We start from the raw sequence: 16565 nt of genomic DNA, 5'->3' as shown, positions 1-16565 counted from the left end.
GCAATTATGAGTCAGCGCGCGTCCGGCCAGTTTGAACAAGGCCGCGGAGCCGATGCCCACATGACGGAAGTCTTTATGGATGACCATGTCTTCAAGATAGAGAGAGCGGCCTATATCGGTGACGGCAAAAGTGTAGGTCATCAGCCCGACGATTTCGCCCTCGGGCTTGCTGGGGCTTTGAAGTTCGATAAAGCATGCCCGAGCCCGACCATCGTTGATTTCCCGTTCCAAAGCTTCGGCGCAGTTATCCTTAAGGCGGGCATTATGCGCTTCCGCCTGCTGCTGCATGAGCTGGCCCAGAGCTTCGCGATGCTGTCTGTTTATCGAAGCAAAGTCGACAAGCTGGACAATATCCTGCTCAAGGGGCGTAGCCTTAGGTCTTTTTGCTCGGGCCATTAAATTACCTGAAAAATCTTTATCAAACGCGCTTCGGCGGAATAGCCGCTTCCTGCCAATACATATCAAACCTGCTATAGAATAGACTAGCAAGTAATTCGGAATGGATGGAAATAAACACGATTTCCTTATCCGACCGGTCGCTAACCATGGAGACGTTATTCCCGTACAGATAGAACGGGATCGCGCCGGCATGGACCTTCTTCAGCCAGCGGTATTCGCAGTGGCTGGCGGGAAAGTTATAGTCGCCTTCGGGCACCAGGCATTTGGCGTCCAGGCCCGGTATGCTTTGCATGCGCTCGAGATGGGGGCCGGAAAAGTCGTCGGCAAAGGTTTTGATGATCTCGTCGCTGTAATTAAACTGCCGCGTCGCCAGGCGGTCGTCGCGATTCCTCTGCACCGAAAGATAGATGTGATCGAGAAAATCCTTATAACCCGAACCGCCGGTAAAGGTTTTCACCAGATCTTTTTTCTTCTGCACGCCTTCATTTTCGGTGAAGGTGACGTCATGCGAGCCGAAGGCGCGAATGATGGCTTCGGCCGTCGCTTCCTGGGGCCGGAAGGTGCCGTGCTCTATGTTCTTGATCGTTTCCGGCGAAACATTGGCGGCCTTCGCTAAATCGGCGCGGGTCCAGTCGAGAATACCGCGGGCGGCGCGAAGCTGGGGAGCAGTGATCATGAGAAATCTCTATACAATTATCTATAGACACTTTTATTACCCAAAAAAGGTATTCAGTCAAAGAACAAATTACTTTCGTATACGGGTAACAAATTAACCAGAATTGGACATATTCCGACAAAAATAAAGACATGAAACAAAATTAAGTATTTTATTTCCTATTATTGGCATGTATAACATAAGCAGGAAGAAGCTGTTTTGACTTTTTTGAAATCAGTTGCCTGTAGGACGATATTGTTCCCAAGCCGCACTATGGTTAACTTCGCGAAAGAAAAACTGACATGGATCGCATGGAACAATCTTTCGCTTCTCTTGCAGCGCAGCAAGATCATGCTGGCGTTATGCGCCCGATCGGAACCACCGAGCATACCTCGCTGACGGCGCTGGTGCATTTGGTCGCCGAGGAAATGCAGCGCGACGAAAGCGCCGTGAAACGCGATTTCCTCGACCGTTTCCATATCGAAAACCTGGCCCTGCTGCGCTCCATGCAATTCGAGCAAGCCGTGCGGTATCTGGTCGATCAGCTTCCCGAATCGGCTTTCTCGGACGCCGAATAAACCGCTCGTCCGCTCCGCGCCAGAAATAAGATGACATGAGACGACGGACGGCCCTATGATTCGTCTCCCGCCTCCATTCCCCTGGCCCCCATTCCCCCGGTTTTCCCATGCGTTACGAACAAATTGTCGCCACCCTGGTGATCTCCCTGCTCGCCGGAACTTTAGGCGCTTATCTGGTATTGCCCTCTCGCGACAGCATGGCCGTCGCGACGCATATCGAAACCGCGCTGGAGCGCGTCAATAAAACCGGCAAATTGCGCTGCGGATACATCGAAGCGCCGCCCTATTTCGTGAAAGACCCGAATACCGGCGCCTATTCGGGCCTGTGGTACGAGCTGACGGAAAAGATCGCCGAACTGGCGGGCGTTCAGGTCGTCTGGACCGCGCCGACAAGTTACGCGACCGTCATTCCCGACCTTAAGGCCGGAAAATTCGACGCGTACTGCTCGGCAATCTGGTCGGGCGCGAAACGCGCCAAAGAGGCCATCTTTTCCATGCCCCTCTATTACAGCAGCATGAATGCATACGCGCGCATGGACGAGCAGCGCTTCATCGGCAAGCTTGAAGAATTGAACAAGCCGGCGATCAAATTCGTTGGCATCGATGGCTCGATGGAGCAAAGCGTGCGTCAGATCGAGTTTCCCGAATCCTCCGAATTGTCGCTGCCGCAGACCGCGGACATCACGCTCATGACCGAAAGCGTCGCCACCGGCAAGGCGGACGTCGTGATCTCGTCCCCCGCGCTGTTCGACCCCTATGACAAGAGCAATCCCGGCAAGCTGAAGAAAATTCCGCTCGCCCGGCCGCTGCGGGTGTTCGAGGAAACCTATATGGTGCTGCCCGAAGATCATGCCTTGCGGGATTTTCTCAATACCGCGGGCAAGGAATTGCTGTCCTCGGGCTTCGTCGAGAAGACACTGCAAAAATATGAGGTCGCGCCCGGCGAATTCCTGCGCGCGAAGCCGCCTTACGAAGACGCGGCGGGGAAGTAATTCTCAGTTGAGGCGGACAGGCTGATACGGGCTGTCGAGCGAGAAGGGCGGAATCTGCACGTCGAACGTCTCGCCGCGCTCGTTTTCCATCTGATAGCTGCCCTGCATGATGCCCGAAGGCGTGGCGAGCGGCGTGCCGCTGGTATATTCAAAGAAATCGCCCGGCTCCAATGTCGGCTGCTCGCCGACGACGCCGGGCCCGCGCACCTCATGCACCTCGCCTTTCGCATCGGTGATGCGCCAGTGGCGGCTGATCAGCTGAGCCGTTTCGCCGCCGAGATTCTCGATCCGCACATGATAGGCCCAGACGAAATGACTGTCGGCGGGCGCCGAGCGATCTTCCAGATAGGCGACGCGGACGGAAATGCGGATATTGTGGGTGGTTGCATGATACATGCGGATGCCGGAAAAAAGATTTCAGATGCCAGAAGGCGTTATGCTAACACAGCGCACTCTATCGGCCAGAACATTCTGTCATCCGGCCCCCGTCATTTGAATCCGAGCGGGTGAAGGGAATCGAACCCTCGCTCTCAGCTTGGGAAGCTGATGTTCTACCATTGAACTACACCCGCGCGGCGGCAACTATACCCGCGAAGCGGTTCTTTTCCAAGTGGGGGCGGGACGCGGATGGGAAGATTGCGTCAGGCCGTTTTTTGAATAAATGCCGATAAAATTGCCGCAAAGCTTAACAGAACCTTAAGCGCGAGTCTGCTACAGTGCAGCATATCGAATCGATTTCAGAAACGCATTTTTCGTCGGGCGCATATCATGGACCGCGTGATCGCAGCGATATTTCTGATGCTAAGCATCGCTCAGGTGCAGGTTCTGTTCGTCGGCGCCTTCGAAGTGTCGCTGCACACGAACTGGAATCGGATCGGCGTCTATGCCGTGCGCCAGGTCGAGCGGATTCATGAGGAAATCACCGCCCCGTCCAAAGAAGAACCCGCCGCGCCGGCGAAAACCCGCAATTCCGGCACCAGCGGCCAATTCATCGACCTTTCGACCAGAGGCGATAGCGGCCCGCGCGCCCGCTAATCCTGAATCCCCCCCGAGGCGACTTAACCCGTTGTTAAGCAAGTTTGACGAGAATGCGGGCCAGCCCTGATCTCGCTTCCCGTCAGCCTTGCCACGGTGTTTTCAATGTCACTCGGCCATATGTCCATAGCCCGCAAGCTTTCGATTCTATCGATATTGTTCCTGGCGCCCATCGCGCTGCTGGTCTGGCTCCTGATCGAGAAAAGCGGAGACGACATCCACAAGCTGTATGTCGATCTCGGCGTCACCGGCGGCCTGGTGCTGGCGGCCCTGCTCTTTTCCCGGCTGATCGCGCATTCGATCATGCGCGCCATCCACGGCCTGATTAGAGGCATCGACAATATCGCGGACGGCGATCTGGATGCCGATATTCCTTATCTCGACCAGCCCAACGAAATGGGACAGGTCGCCAAGGCGCTCGACCATTTCCGGACCAAGACGGTCGAGAAGATGCTCAGCGCGGCGGAAGCCCAGCAGGCGCAGCTGACGCTGCGCGAGCGCGAAGCGATGCAGCGCATGGCGCGGGAGCTTGAAAGCTCCATGGGCGTGTCGGTCTCCAGGCTGAATGAAGCCGCCATCGTGGTGCAAAATTCGACCCAGACCGTCGTCGCCAACGTCGCCCAGACCAAGCAGCAGGTCGCCTCGACCGTCTCCACCACCGAAAGCGCGGCGCAAAGCGTGGAAACCGTCGCGTCCGCCGCCGTCGAACTGACCGCCTCGATCGAGGAAATCGCCCAGCGGGTGTCACAGGCCGCGAAGATCGCCCAGGACGCGATGGAACGGGCGAAAGTCGCCAGCACCACCGTGACGCGGCTGGCCGAAATGGCGCAGAAAATCGGCGATGTCGTCAATCTGATTCAAGCCATCGCCGGCCAGACCAACCTTCTCGCGCTCAACGCCACCATCGAGGCGGCACGGGCGGGCGAAGCGGGCAAGGGATTCGCGGTCGTCGCGTCCGAGGTCAAGAACCTCGCCAACCAGACCGCGCGCGCGACCGAAGACATCACCGCGCAGATCACCGCCATCCAGAACGCCAGCAGCGAGGCGGCGACCGCCATCACCTCGATCGCCAGCACGGTTCAGGAAGTCTCGCAAATCTCGACCACCATCGCCTCCGCCGTCGAAGAGCAGAACGCCGCGACTGGCGAAATCAGCCGCAGCGTGCAGATGGCCGCCGAGGGAACCCAGACCGTCGTCACCGACGTGACCACCGTGGACCGCGCCGCCGAAAGCACCATGCGCGCCGCGAACGATCTGCTGGAAGCTTCGGAGCAGCTGGGCAGCCAGTCGGCCAAAATGCGCAGCGAGCTCGATAAGTTTTTGGCGCAGCTGGCGTAAGGGCGAATGACTACAACGCCAGATCCGAAAATTTGCAGACCAGCGGATTGGGGCGCTGCGGGCCGATGGCGGCGCATGTGCCCGGAATAGGCGACATGTCATGCGGCGATATGGGCGGGAAGAAACCGAGAACTTCCTTTTTCGTCGCGATGGCGTAAATCTCGTCATCCCTGCAAGTGTCGATGAAAAGCAAGACTTTCGTTTCCGAAGGCAGCTTCTCGAATTCAGGACATGCTTGCGAAGCAGGAGCCGTCGGAAACATAATCCGAAGTTCGCCGCTGCTCAAAGTCGAAAAGCCCAACGGGCCTTGATCCTCAAGCTTGTAGAGCCCGTTCTGGACCGGCCTGCCATTTCCGCGATAGCGGTTTTCATACATATCGAAATGGCCTTGCTCCGACGCGCCGATCTCACGCTCCTCGAGCCTTTGCTGGGCGACATACTCCGTCATCTCGACAAGCATCGGCTCCTGGCCCGGCTGCGCCGTGACGTAACTCTCGTTTTCATTGCCCAGCAAAACGGGAGGCGCGCCAACATAAGCTCCTCGCTTCGAAAGCGGAACGCCGTCGAAAGTGCCTTCGGGAATTCTGTCGCAAATCGCGTCTTCGGCCTTCGAACAAGCCGCTGTCGCCGCCAGGGCCAAGGATAAAATCAGCGCATTTTTCCTATTCATAATCTTCCTCCTATAAATAATCATGAGCATCGTGAAAGTCTTATCTTGGGGATACATGATCGGCCCAGAAATGCCAATCGCAATTCAGGTAATGTCTTAATTTGAAAGTCAGGCACACAAGAACGGGTTTGCCAGGGTTAGGCGTCGATATTCGTCGCGTTCAGCGCGTTCTCCTGGATGAACAGGCGGCGCGGCTCGACGACATCGCCCATCAGCGTGGAGAAAATCTGCTCCGCTTCGTCGGCATGCTGCACCTTAACCTGCAGCAGCGAGCGGTGCGCGGGATCGAGCGTGGTTTCCCATAGCTGATCGGGATTCATTTCGCCGAGACCTTTATAGCGCTGGATCGCCGCGCCGTGCCGCCCGAGCTCCATGACTTTGTCGGCCAGCGCGATGGGGCCGGTGACCGGCATGATCTTGTCTTTATGCTTCAATTGCGCGGCGGCGCCGAACCATTCCTGAAGCTGTCCGGCCATGGCGTCGAGCTTGCGCGCCTCGGCGGCGCCCAGGAAATCGGCGTCGAATTTGTGCTCATGGGTCACGCCCCGCCGGGTGCGGCGCAAGGAAATATTCAAGTCGGCGCCCGCCTCGCCCTGCCAGCCGCGCTCCAGCGGAGGCGACACGGTGTCGAGCCTCTTGGCGAGATAGCGCGCGGCTTCTTCCGCCTGCTGCTGCGTGCGGATATTTTCGACCGACAGAATTCCGGCGATGGCCGCCTGCTCGATGGCCGCCGCGTTGCCGATCTTGCGGTTCAGCCCGGCGATCAAGGACTTGACCGTCCGCGCCTGATCGACCATGCGCTCGAGCCTGTCTCCCGTCCATACGGTTCCGTCATGCAACGTGAGCGTCACATCCTCGATTCCGGACTGAGTCAGATAATGCTCCAGCGCGCGGTCGTCCTTGAGATAGCGGGCGGCATTGCCGCGCTTGATGCGGTAAAGCGGCGGCTGCGCGATATAGAGATAGCCGCGCTCGATCAGTTCCGGCATCTGCCGGAAGAAGAAGGTCAGCAGCAGCGTGCGGATATGGCTGCCGTCGACATCGGCGTCGGTCATGATGATGATCTTGTGATAGCGCGCCTTCGCCGGATCGAACTCCTCGCGGCCGATGCCCGCGCCGATCGCCGTGATCAGCGTGCCGATTTCCGCCGACGACAGCATCTTGTCGAAGCGCGCGCGCTCCACGTTCAATATTTTGCCGCGCAGCGGCAGGATCGCCTGGAACTGGCGCGCGCGGCCCTGCTTGGCCGAGCCGCCCGCCGAATCGCCCTCGACGATGAAGATTTCCGATTTCGCCGGATCGCGTTCCTGGCAGTCCGCCAGCTTGCCGGGCAGCGAGGACGGATCGAGCGCGCCCTTGCGCCGCGTCATCTCGCGCGCCTTGCGCGCGGCTTCGCGCGCGGCGGCGGCCTCGACGACCTTGCCAACGATCTTTTTCGCTTCGGCGGGATGCTCCTCGAACCAGGTGTTCAGGATATCGGCCACCGCGGTGGCGACCACCGGCTGCACCTCGGACGAAACCAGCTTGTCCTTGGTCTGCGACGAGAATTTCGGGTCCGGCACCTTGACCGACAGCACGCAGGTCATGCCCTCGCGCGCGTCTTCGCCGGTCAGCGTGATCTTTTCCTTCTTGGCAATGCCGCTGCTTTCCGCATAACCGTTCACGCAACGCGTCAGCGCGGCGCGGAAGCCGGCGAGATGCGTGCCGCCGTCGCGCTGCGGAATGTTGTTGGTGAAGCACAGCATGTTCTCGTGATAGGAATCGTTCCATTGCAGCGCGAATTCGACGGTGATGCCGCCCTCCTGCTTGCTGCCGTTCAGCGTCGACGAAACCGGAGTCTTGGCGCGGTCGAGATATTTGGCGAATTCGATCAGCCCGCCGTCATATTTCATCTCCACCGCTTTCGGCTCGACGCCGCGCCGGTCGGCCAGCACCAGCAAAACGCCGGAATTCAGAAACGCAAGCTCGCGCAGCCTGTGTTCGAGCGTGGCAAAATCGAATTCGGTCTTGGTGAAGGTCACGCGCGACGGCAGAAACGTCACCTCGGTGCCGCGCTTGTCGCTCTTCGCCACGGGTTTCAGCGGCGCTTCGGCTTCGCCGTCCTTGAAGCGCATGGCCCATTCGCTGCCCTGCCGCCAGATGCGCAGATCGAGCCGTTCCGACAGCGCGTTGACGACCGATACGCCGACGCCATGCAGGCCGCCGGAAACCTTATAGGAATTCTGGTTGAACTTGCCGCCGGCATGGAGCTGCGTCATCACCACCTGGGCCGCCGACACGCCTTCCTCGGCGTGGATGTCCACGGGAATGCCGCGCCCGTCATCGCGCACAGTGCAAGAGCCGTCGGCATTCAGCGTCACTTCGACCTTGGTGCAATGCCCCGCGAGCGCTTCGTCGACCGCGTTGTCGACGACTTCATAGACCATGTGATGCAGGCCCGAGCCGTCATCGGTGTCGCCGATATACATGCCGGGCCGCTTGCGGACGGCTTCGAGCCCGCGCAACACGGTGATGGAATCTGAACCGTAATCTTCGGACAGGGCAGTGGGAACTGGTTGGGACATGCAGGCGACAATCTCAATTCACTAAATCATTTTCCATGACCGAAAATACGGCCTTAAAGCTTTAACTCTCCAGACTGAAACCCCTGCTGTATCTCGATAGCGCTTGTGAACCGGTCCGGAAGCCGGGGGTGTCTCGCATAGCCTTCATGGAATTCCTTCACTTGCGGAGATTGGGGGCCGAACTCATTAAGCGCATCGACGAACTGCGATAAGATCTGATTTTCTCTTCTTTTCGCCATGAAAGCCTCCTTAGATTTTAGAATCGTCTTAACCTACCCCATCCGCGCCCCGGCACCAAGCATTATTTTATAGCCAAGCATTTGAAATATCTGTGGTTTTATTGCTTTTTGAGCGCCGCCGGATCGAGCCGCACATTGCGCATCACCTGCCCTTGGCCGCCGAGCTTCGGCAGGTCTTTTCCGTCGAGGCTGAGCGTGATGCTGCCGGCATTGCCGGTTGTCAGATCGAGCGCCGCCCCGTCGGGCACCAGATAGGTATCGCCCGGCTCCAGCATATGGCTGAAAACCACATTGCCCTGCGCGTCCGAGATCGTCACCCAGCTTTCGCGCTCGGCTTTGACAACAAGCCGGGCCGCGCGATCGGTCGCGCCATAGGCGTGGCCCGCCGGAGCGGTGACGGCGGACGCGGCCGGAGGCGGCGCGGCGCTGGCGGCGGCAGTTTGCGGCGGCGGGGCGGGCGCGAGGCGGGAACCCGGCAAAAGCGTCATGGCCGGAGCGGCTTCCGATTTGCTCAGACCGGGAACCGCCGGAGTGATGACGGCGCGGTCGCGGGCGACCGAAAAATACCATCCGGCATAGATCGCCCACCGCTAAAATAAGCCCGCCGATGATAATCAGGACATGCGGCGTCTGCCCTTCCGGCAAAGGCTGGGGCATCGACAGAAGCGGCGCATGCGGTTTCCCCGCCGCCTCGCGGCGATATTCGGCAAGCACCGCGGCGCTGTCCAGGCCGAGATATTGGGCGTAGCTGCGCAAGAATCCGACGATATAAGCCTGCGCGGGCAGATCGTTATATTGCCCTTGCTCGAGCGCATGAAGGAATTCAGGCCTGATCCGCAAATGCTCCGCGATGTCGTGAAGCTCAAGGCTGGTTCTTTCCCGCTCCATGCGCAGCCGCTCGCCGACGCGAAGCGGCCGCTCCTGCTGTTTTTGCTGCTTGGGCTGCTGCGAACGCGCGGCGCCCGCCGCCGGAACGGTCGTTGCCGCAGCCTCCGAGAAAGCCTTATGCGTGTTTTGACGCCGCCGATGCCGCGACATGATTCCACCTCATTGTCAGGCGAGAACCATAGGCCAGGCGGCGCGCTTTCGCAACCGGACATGCGGCCAATCTAGGCTTGGGACCCTAGTTGCCCCTCTTGACGAGGCCATGGTACAGAATCCGCAGTCTCACGCCTGCCCCCGAATCGCAGAACCCATGATGACCAGAAACCGCCGGGATTACGCCGCCGCAAGCATCTTGTTCTGCATGGCCTATTTCCTCGCCTTCATAATCTTATACGCGCTGTGGCGGCAGATCGACGGCGACGTCGTGGTTTTCTATGACGGGATCAAGGCCGTGGCCGCGGCCACGGCGCTTTTCGCGTTCCTGGCGCCGCTTCTCATGCGGCGGCTAGCCGGCTTGCGCGGCTGGCTGGGCGCGGGCGCGCGGTTCGAGACGCAATTCACGGCGATCGCCTGTTTCGCGCTGCTCGCTTACAGCTTTATCGTCACCATCCCCGTCGTCATCGACCGCTCGATCTCGGTCTATATCATCAGCGCGGTGGCGCAGGCCGGAGAGGATGGCATTCCGCTGGGCGGCCTCGAGGAAAGTTTCCTGCGCGGCTATGTGGACGGCGACGAAGCGGTCAAAAAACGGCTTCACGAGCAATTGATCACCGGCAACATCGTCGAGAAAGACGGACGCTATATCCTCACCGCCAGGGGCAGATTCTTTTATGAAGCCCATACCGCCATAGCCGAAACCTTCAACGTCTCGCGCCGGAATATCCGCGCCGTCGATGCCGGCGTCCCCCGGAAGGAAACGCCATGAGCGCGGTTCTCGTCACCGGCGGCGCAGGCTTCTTCGGCGGCGTTCTGAAAGACCGGCTGCTGCGCGAGGGCCAGCAGGTCGTGAGCGTCGATCTGGAGCCGGACGGCACGTCTCATCCCAGCCTGATCGCCCTGCGCGGCGATATCACCGACCGCGGCATGATGGAAAGCCTGTTCGCGAAGCACCGTTTCGAGACGGTCTATCACTGCGCCGCGATTCTCGCGCATGTCGCCCGCGACAAGGATTTTCTCTGGCGCAGCAATGTCGAAGGCACGCGCGTTGTCGCCGACAGCGCCCGGAAACATGGAACGAAGAATCTGGTTTTCACCTCCAGCAATTGCCTGTGGGGTCATAATCTCGGCAAGCCGGTGGAAGAAAGCGATCCGCCCGCGCCGGTGGAGATTTACGGACGCTCCAAATGGGAGGGCGAGAAAATCCTGGAGAGCTATCGCGGCAGCATGAATGTCGCGATCCTCCGCTGTCCCACCATCCTCGACGAAGGGCGGCTGGGGTTATTGACGATCCTGTTCGATTTCATCTTGGAGGGCCGCAAGGTCTGGGTCGTCGGCGGCGGACGCAATCGCTATCAGTTCATCTATGCCAAGGACCTGGCCGATGCCTGCCTGCTCTGCGCCAGCGCCGGAGCCTCCGATCTGTTCCATGTCGGGTCGGACGACGTCAAATCCTTCCGCGAAGTTTACCAGCATGTCATCGAGCGCGCGGGAACCGGCGCGCGGGTGGCCTCGCTGCCGCGCGCGCCGACGCTGCTTGCCATGCGCGCCGCCTATCATCTCGGTCTTTCGCCGCTGGGGCCGTACCAATACAAGATGATCGCCGAGGATTTCGTCTTCGCGACCGGCAAGATCAAGGCCGCCCTCGGCTGGCAACCGACATTGACGAATGAGGACATGTTGTGGCTCGCTTACCGTTATTATGCGGCGAATCGCGGCGAGATCAATCGCCGCACCGGCGTTTCGGCGCACCGAAGAAGCGCCAAGATGGGGATCATACGCCTGCTGAAATGGTTGAGCTGACATGAACGCCGCAAAAGAAGCCGAACGTTTCGCGATGGGGCTGTGCGCCGCCGCCTTTGTCCTGCTGGCGGGCTTCGCGGTCTTTTTCGTGCCGATGAACATGGACGAAGCCGGGATTTATCACGTCCTGGCCTGCTTCGATTATCCGTTCGCGCCCCAGCATGTCTTCCGCGAGGCCTGCAACGCCCGGCACGATCTGACGACGCCGCTGGGCTTTTACGTGACGCGTTCGGAATTCTATGTCGGGATTTTTCATTCCGTCCTTTACGCGCCGGTTTATTTTCTTTTCCACTCGCCCGCCGGGCAATATGGGTTCGGGCTGGCTTTTCTGGGCGGCTTCGCGTTTCTGCTCGCTAGGCTGGCCGTCAATCCGCGATTGAGCCTTGCGCTGACGCTGGCATTCTTCCCGTTCACGATCCAGTTCGTCCATGATACCGGGCCGGTGAGTTTCGCGACGCTGGTTTTCCCGCTCGGCGCGCTTTTGTTCAGACGGATGATGCGGTCCGGCCCGCCGCTGCCGCGCCACGGCTATGCGGCGCTGCTGGCGCTGCTGGTCTTTCTCGGGGTGGAGGAGAAGATTTTCTTCCTGTTCCTGCTGCCGTCCTTCATCTTGTTCTGCCTGGCCTTTGCCGCCGGGGACGGAAACGGCGGCGATGCCGAACGCGACTTAAGAGGCTTGACGCGCAGGCTGGAAACGGCGCGCGCGCCCATCGCGTCTTTTCTCGCGCTGGCTTTCGCCGGGATCATGTTCTGGCTGCTGTCGACGAACACGGCGGGAAATACCTATCTCGAATGGTTGATGAAAATAGCGGAGGGGAGTCCGGTTCCTTTCGCCGGCCGGCTTGGCGCTTTCGCCCAGGCCATGCTGTTCTGGCCGTTCTTCGCCCATAAATATTTTGTCCTCGACGCGGCGGAAGCGTTCCCCATGCTGCTTCAGGCGGGAATTTTTTCTTTCATGGCTTTTTGCTTAACCGTCGCATGGAAAAACAGGGATAAGGACGGCTGCCGCGCGCTTTTACTGGCACTGTCGTTCGGCGCGGGAGCGCTATGCCTGCTGCTCACGCCCAACAGTTCGGCGGGCCATCATTTCATATTTTTATGGGTGCCGCTGCTGGCGCTGCTCAACGATGCGCTGGCGCGGCTCAAACCGCCCGCCATGCTTGCCGCCGCCGGATTTTTCTGCGCGCTCAATCTCGCCTGCGCGCTTTTCCTGACCCAGATGCCGGTCAACCCCGAATCGGCGCGCGACAAGGATGCGATCTTCGCCCGTTTCAATGCCGAGGATTCGGCGTCGGGATCGATCGTCAATTTCGCCTCATGGGGCGGTTACTATATCCAGGCGCTGTACGGGCCGAAAAATCAGCTCGTCACCTATACCGAGCCTTACATGGCCGAAGACCAAAGACCGCTGCCGATCCTTCCAGGAGAGGCGGCGGCGCTGCTCGACCTCTCGGCAGCCACGAAGCGGAGATTATACAATATCTGCGCAGGCCGCTTATGCAGCCGGGCGTCGATGCAGACCGCTTTCGGCAACCGGGCGAGGATCGAAGAGATCATGCCGGGCCTGGCGACATGGAGAGTTTTTGAAGCGATCCCCGTCGCGAAATCGCCGGAGAAGTGAACGAAGGCAGAGAAGTTCATGTCGAACCAGCCCGTCTATGTTCCGCTACGCGGAACTACGCCGGGCACTGCTTCGCCCTAACGGTCTAAGCGCGGCTGCGCCACGCGTAGCCCGTAAGGGCGAAGCGTGGTGCCGGTTGTGGGATTTGAACTCACGACCTACCGCTTACAAGGCGGTTGCTCTACCCCTGAGCTAAACCGGCATATCCAACGAATAACTTACCGCAACTGCCTTGCATAATAAAGTTTGCGCGCTTTCGCGCGCGGGGCGGTTGCTCTACCCCTGAGCTAAACCAGCATGAGGCGCAGAATAACCAACATAGCCGCCGCTGTCACGCTCAGCGTCCACGAGAATCGCGCCTAGCTTTTATCCTCCGGCCCCTTGGGTTCGATGATGGTTTCGGCGGGCAATTTCGCCGTCGGCTCGCGCCGATCGGTATGACCGAGATGGCGCATGGCGCCCGGTTGCGCGCCGGGCTGCGCCGCCTTGCCGTCATTGCCGGGCTTGCCGGTTCCTACCGTTACGATCGATGCCGTGCCCAGGCTGGGGGGTTTATTCGTCGTCAGCAAATCGGCTTTATCCGGCATTTGCGGGAACATGCTGGGATTAAGCTGGCCCGTTTTGCCGCTGCTTCTATCGCTCTGGCCCGCCAGATTTTCGAGAACGGACAGCAATTTTCTCTGCCATAGCTGCTGGCCTCCGCCTGCCTCGCCGCCTCCCCCCGCGCCGCCGGAGGCTCCTCCGGCTCCCGTTCCATTGCCGTTGGCGCCGCTTTCCGCCGCGGCGGCCGTGGCGGCGGCGGTTCCGCTGGCGCCCGCCTGAGAAGCTCCCGCCCCTTCCTCACCTCCGGCCCCGGTGCCCAGCGCCCCGGACCCCAGCCAGCGCAAGGTCATCTCCGGCAACAGGTCGATGCATTTCATGCTGGCATTGGCAAGCCCGAAGCTGAGCGTCAGGTTGGCGATCAGCAGCGCTAGCGAGCCGAGCGAGTAGAGACTGTGGCTGGATTGCAGACCGTCATACGAAAAAATCTGCAGCGCCGTCTGCAGCACGCCGAACCCGACATGCATCAGCATGATGGCGGCGATGAAGCCGACGATCATCAGGATCGGGCGCAGGAAAATATTAAAAATCAGGGCGAGGCCGAGCCGCGAGGTTTGCGGCATCAGATCGTCGCCGCGCAGCGAGAGGAAAGTCATGGCCCAGATCGGCGCCGCCGCCAGTCCCTGGACGATGGCGATCAGCCATATGACGCCGCCGATGGCGAATTTGACCAGCGGTATGAGCGGCAGGACGAAAACCAGCAGCAGGCCGGGAATCAGCAGCGCGGCGGCGATCGCCACCAGAAGATAACGGGCGAAATCGGCGGGGCGGTCAATATGGTCTATGACCGGCGGGAGCGGCAATTGCATGGCATCGGAGCGGGAGCTGATGGCGTAAAAAGCCTCGGCGACCGCTTTGGCCATATCGGCGAACAGCAGCGCCGGGCCGAAGGTGGAGCCGCTGGCGCGCGGCGACCATTCGGCGGCGGCTAAAAATCTGTCGGCCAGATCGAGCGAACGGAACCCCATCGCGATGGGCTGAAAGACGCCCGGATTTCCGGTTTTTTCCGCGTCGATGCCGGAGTCGAGAATCTGGCGGCTGCCGTCCTCCTGCGCGTCATGGGCCAGGACGGCCGCCGTGAGCGCGAGCGCTTGCTTGAACGGCCCCTTGCCGTGATCGATGTCGGGATTAAACCAGATGCTGGCCGCTTCGTTGGAATCGTAGCGCGCAAGCAAAAGCCGCGTGAAAGACAAGGCGCGGGCGATTTGCGCCGTCGCCCGGTCGCTGGCTCCGGCATGGGACGGATAGGTAAAGCTTACGACCGGCGCGGCCAATTCCGGAGTCATCAGCCCGGTGTCGGTCAACGCGAATTTCTGAAAGGTGGCCCCGGCGGCGAGCCATCCATACGTTCCCGGCAGGGTGACTTCATCCTGGCTGACGACGCTGAAACCGTAACGGCGATTGACATCGACGCCGCCGGTTTGCAGCGCGGCGACGAAATGCGTCCGGTAGTCGCCGACGAGACCGGCGAAGGCCTCGACGACGCCGACCGGGGCGCTGACATAGACGCCCAGCGATCCGAGCGCCAGCCTGCCGCCGAGATCGAACGCGCGCTCTTCGACGGCATGGATCGATTCCAGATGGGCCCGCGAGAATAGCCCCGACAGCTTTCCGATGGCCGTATTTTCAAGCGCCGCAGGGCGCTCCAGCCACGTCACGCTGCCGCAATCGACAGGAATGGCCGGGGTCGCGCCGAGATAAGTCTGGTACAGGGTGCGCGAAACCGGCTGGCCTTTTTCTTCTTTTATCCTGAAGAAATTATCTTTAACGACGACGGCTTGCAGCTTGTCGGCCGACAGCGTGGAATCGACCAATTCGTATGATTTGGCGCATATGCCTATGGCGACGAGATTGGCGATCGTGGCCGTAGGATCGACGAGCGCCGAACCGTGCAGCGTCAGTTTCCTGATCTGCCCGGTATTGGCGAACGTATCCCAGGCATTGCTGGCCAGCGACGATCCCCAGCGCGCCATTTGCATCATCAGAAACTGGGCGCTGTTGAAGCCGCCGATCGGCACCAGCAGGCCCAGCGCCAGCACGAGGCGCACCGGCATCCACATTTGCTTGTCGCGCTTGCCCATCGGCACGCCGTAATGGGCGGTTTCGCCGACCATGACGATCATATGATAGATGACGATGAACACCGCCACGACCATCACGGCGCCGCTGTAATAGCCGAAGATGGCGCGAAGGGCGTTATGGAGTTCGCGCGCCGCCTCGTTGTCGAAAAATTCCGTCTTGCCCTTGAACAGAAAATCGAGGACCGCCTGCGCCAGATCCAGCGGCTTGCCGGACAGCTCGAACATGCCCTCGGCATGGGCGGGAAGCGCGGGCAGAAGCAGCGCGGCGATAAGGAGAGCGGGCAGGAACATGGGCGTCACGGGCGCTGGCGCGGAGTTAAAGACTAGCGGCTCCGCCTCATGCAATGACTTATTGCAACCCGGCCGGAGCCTGCGACTGATAGGCGCGCAGCTCGACCGCCAGAACGTCGCGGTCGGCCGTCGCTTCGGGAAAAGCGGTATAATCGATCTCGGCGCGCATGAAGCCGGGAGAGAACTGGCCGAGAATTTTCATGTAAGACGGGCGATATTCCGGTCGCGCCAGACGGACGATGGCGTCGAACGTGCCGTGGGAGCGCATGACGTTTTGCCCGCGCGCGAGATGCAGATTTTGAAACTTGCCCCTGTTTCCTTGCCCGTTTCCTTGTATGCTTTCGGCCATGAAATTATCCCTGTCAGCCCGGTTTTCTTTCCTGTTCAGGCGGGGAATACCATGGAATGGAACACTCGGCCTGCGAGCATCCAGCTTCGCATACGCCTAATTAACAATGGCTTAAGGTTAAAATCATTCGGGAAATAGGGGGCAGGAAAATGGAGGTACGGGCCGGAATCGAACCGGCATACGAGGATTTGCAGTCCTCTACATAGCCATTCTGCCACCGCACCTTGGAAGGGCGTCAAATTAGGCTTACCCGCGCATGATGGTCAAGTCGCCAGTTTTCGTTTTGCAATCAAGTTATTACCGTGCCTC

16 protein-coding genes and 3 tRNA genes are annotated in these 16565 nt (G+C 60.0%); 9 read left to right on the top strand and 10 right to left on the bottom strand.

Going from position 1 to position 16565, the window contains the following annotated elements:
- Positions 1-6: 6 nt before the first annotated feature.
- Positions 7-399: a hypothetical protein gene (locus WDO70_02615; GenBank protein MEJ0062103.1), complete on the top strand. Its 393-nt coding sequence runs from the start codon at positions 7-9 to the stop codon at positions 397-399.
- A 19-nt stretch (positions 400-418) separates the two neighbouring features.
- On the opposite strand, the gene WDO70_02610 is transcribed toward WDO70_02615, so the two are convergent.
- Positions 419-1075, bottom strand: a complete 657-nt coding sequence (locus WDO70_02610; GenBank protein ID MEJ0062102.1) for a helix-turn-helix transcriptional regulator — start codon at positions 1073-1075, stop codon at positions 419-421.
- 281 nt (positions 1076-1356) lie between these two features.
- Here WDO70_02610 and WDO70_02605 point away from each other — a divergent pair, with 281 nt between their 5' ends.
- Entirely contained in the window at positions 1357-1632 is a 276-nt protein-coding gene (locus tag WDO70_02605) for a hypothetical protein (GenBank protein ID MEJ0062101.1), read from the top strand.
- Between the two features lie 107 nt (positions 1633-1739).
- Positions 1740-2624, top strand: a complete 885-nt coding sequence (locus WDO70_02600) for a transporter substrate-binding domain-containing protein (GenBank protein MEJ0062100.1) — start codon at positions 1740-1742, stop codon at positions 2622-2624.
- Between the two features lie 3 nt (positions 2625-2627).
- On the opposite strand, the gene apaG is transcribed toward WDO70_02600, so the two are convergent.
- Both apaG and WDO70_02590 read right to left on the bottom strand, forming a co-directional pair.
- Positions 2628-3020 carry a Co2+/Mg2+ efflux protein ApaG gene (apaG, locus tag WDO70_02595; GenBank protein MEJ0062099.1) on the bottom strand — a complete coding sequence of 131 codons (393 nt, stop codon included), beginning with the start codon at positions 3018-3020 and terminating at the stop codon, positions 2628-2630.
- Positions 3021-3125: 105 nt separating this feature from the next.
- Positions 3126-3196 (bottom strand) — tRNA-Gly (locus WDO70_02590).
- A 196-nt stretch (positions 3197-3392) separates the two neighbouring features.
- Here WDO70_02590 and WDO70_02585 point away from each other — a divergent pair.
- The gene (locus WDO70_02585) at positions 3393-3659 is read left to right on the top strand and encodes a hypothetical protein (protein ID MEJ0062098.1); all 267 of its coding nucleotides are present in this window, start codon (positions 3393-3395) and stop codon (positions 3657-3659) included.
- A 105-nt stretch (positions 3660-3764) separates the two neighbouring features.
- Entirely contained in the window at positions 3765-4997 is a 1233-nt protein-coding gene (locus tag WDO70_02580) for a methyl-accepting chemotaxis protein (GenBank protein ID MEJ0062097.1), read from the top strand.
- A 10-nt stretch (positions 4998-5007) separates the two neighbouring features.
- Here WDO70_02580 and WDO70_02575 read toward each other — a convergent pair whose 3' ends face one another.
- The 3 genes from WDO70_02575 to WDO70_02565 form a co-directional block, all read right to left on the bottom strand.
- The gene (locus WDO70_02575) at positions 5008-5667 is read right to left on the bottom strand and encodes a hypothetical protein (protein ID MEJ0062096.1); all 660 of its coding nucleotides are present in this window, start codon (positions 5665-5667) and stop codon (positions 5008-5010) included.
- A gap of 137 nt (positions 5668-5804) precedes the next feature.
- Positions 5805-8231: a DNA topoisomerase (ATP-hydrolyzing) subunit B gene (gene gyrB / locus WDO70_02570; protein MEJ0062095.1), complete on the bottom strand. Its 2427-nt coding sequence runs from the start codon at positions 8229-8231 to the stop codon at positions 5805-5807.
- Positions 8232-8568: 337 nt separating this feature from the next.
- The gene (locus tag WDO70_02565; GenBank protein ID MEJ0062094.1) at positions 8569-8958 is read right to left on the bottom strand and encodes a DUF4115 domain-containing protein; all 390 of its coding nucleotides are present in this window, start codon (positions 8956-8958) and stop codon (positions 8569-8571) included.
- 133 nt (positions 8959-9091) lie between these two features.
- On the opposite strand from WDO70_02565, the gene WDO70_02560 reads away from it, so the two are divergent.
- The 4 genes from WDO70_02560 to WDO70_02545 all read left to right on the top strand — a co-directional run bounded on the left by WDO70_02560 (position 9092) and on the right by WDO70_02545 (position 12935).
- Positions 9092-9583, top strand: a complete 492-nt coding sequence (locus WDO70_02560) for a hypothetical protein (GenBank protein MEJ0062093.1) — start codon at positions 9092-9094, stop codon at positions 9581-9583.
- A gap of 82 nt (positions 9584-9665) precedes the next feature.
- Positions 9666-10280, top strand: coding sequence for a hypothetical protein (locus WDO70_02555; protein ID MEJ0062092.1), 615 nt, complete (start codon positions 9666-9668; stop codon positions 10278-10280).
- Complete coding sequence (locus tag WDO70_02550) at positions 10277-11314, top strand: NAD(P)-dependent oxidoreductase (GenBank protein ID MEJ0062091.1); 1038 nt, start codon at positions 10277-10279, stop codon at positions 11312-11314. Before WDO70_02555 ends, WDO70_02550 begins: the two co-directional genes overlap by 4 nt.
- Before the next feature lies 1 nt (position 11315).
- Positions 11316-12935 carry a hypothetical protein gene (locus tag WDO70_02545; protein MEJ0062090.1) on the top strand — a complete coding sequence of 540 codons (1620 nt, stop codon included), beginning with the start codon at positions 11316-11318 and terminating at the stop codon, positions 12933-12935.
- Positions 12936-13062: 127 nt separating this feature from the next.
- Here WDO70_02545 and WDO70_02540 read toward each other — a convergent pair.
- The 4 genes from WDO70_02540 to WDO70_02525 form a co-directional block, all read right to left on the bottom strand.
- Positions 13063-13137 (bottom strand) — tRNA-Thr (locus WDO70_02540).
- 157 nt (positions 13138-13294) lie between these two features.
- Positions 13295-15907, bottom strand: a complete 2613-nt coding sequence (locus tag WDO70_02535) for a DotA/TraY family protein (protein ID MEJ0062089.1) — start codon at positions 15905-15907, stop codon at positions 13295-13297.
- Positions 15908-15965: 58 nt separating this feature from the next.
- Positions 15966-16256 carry a hypothetical protein gene (locus WDO70_02530; GenBank protein ID MEJ0062088.1) on the bottom strand — a complete coding sequence of 97 codons (291 nt, stop codon included), beginning with the start codon at positions 16254-16256 and terminating at the stop codon, positions 15966-15968.
- A 150-nt stretch (positions 16257-16406) separates the two neighbouring features.
- Positions 16407-16480, bottom strand: a tRNA-Cys gene (locus tag WDO70_02525).
- Positions 16481-16565 lie beyond the last annotated feature (85 nt).

Source organism: Alphaproteobacteria bacterium (assembly GCA_037200005.1).
GTDB lineage: Bacteria > Pseudomonadota > Alphaproteobacteria > UBA9219 > RFNS01 > JBBCGY01.
The sequence above is the reverse complement of the archived record's forward strand: the minus strand, read 5'-3'. Positions and strand labels throughout refer to the sequence as shown.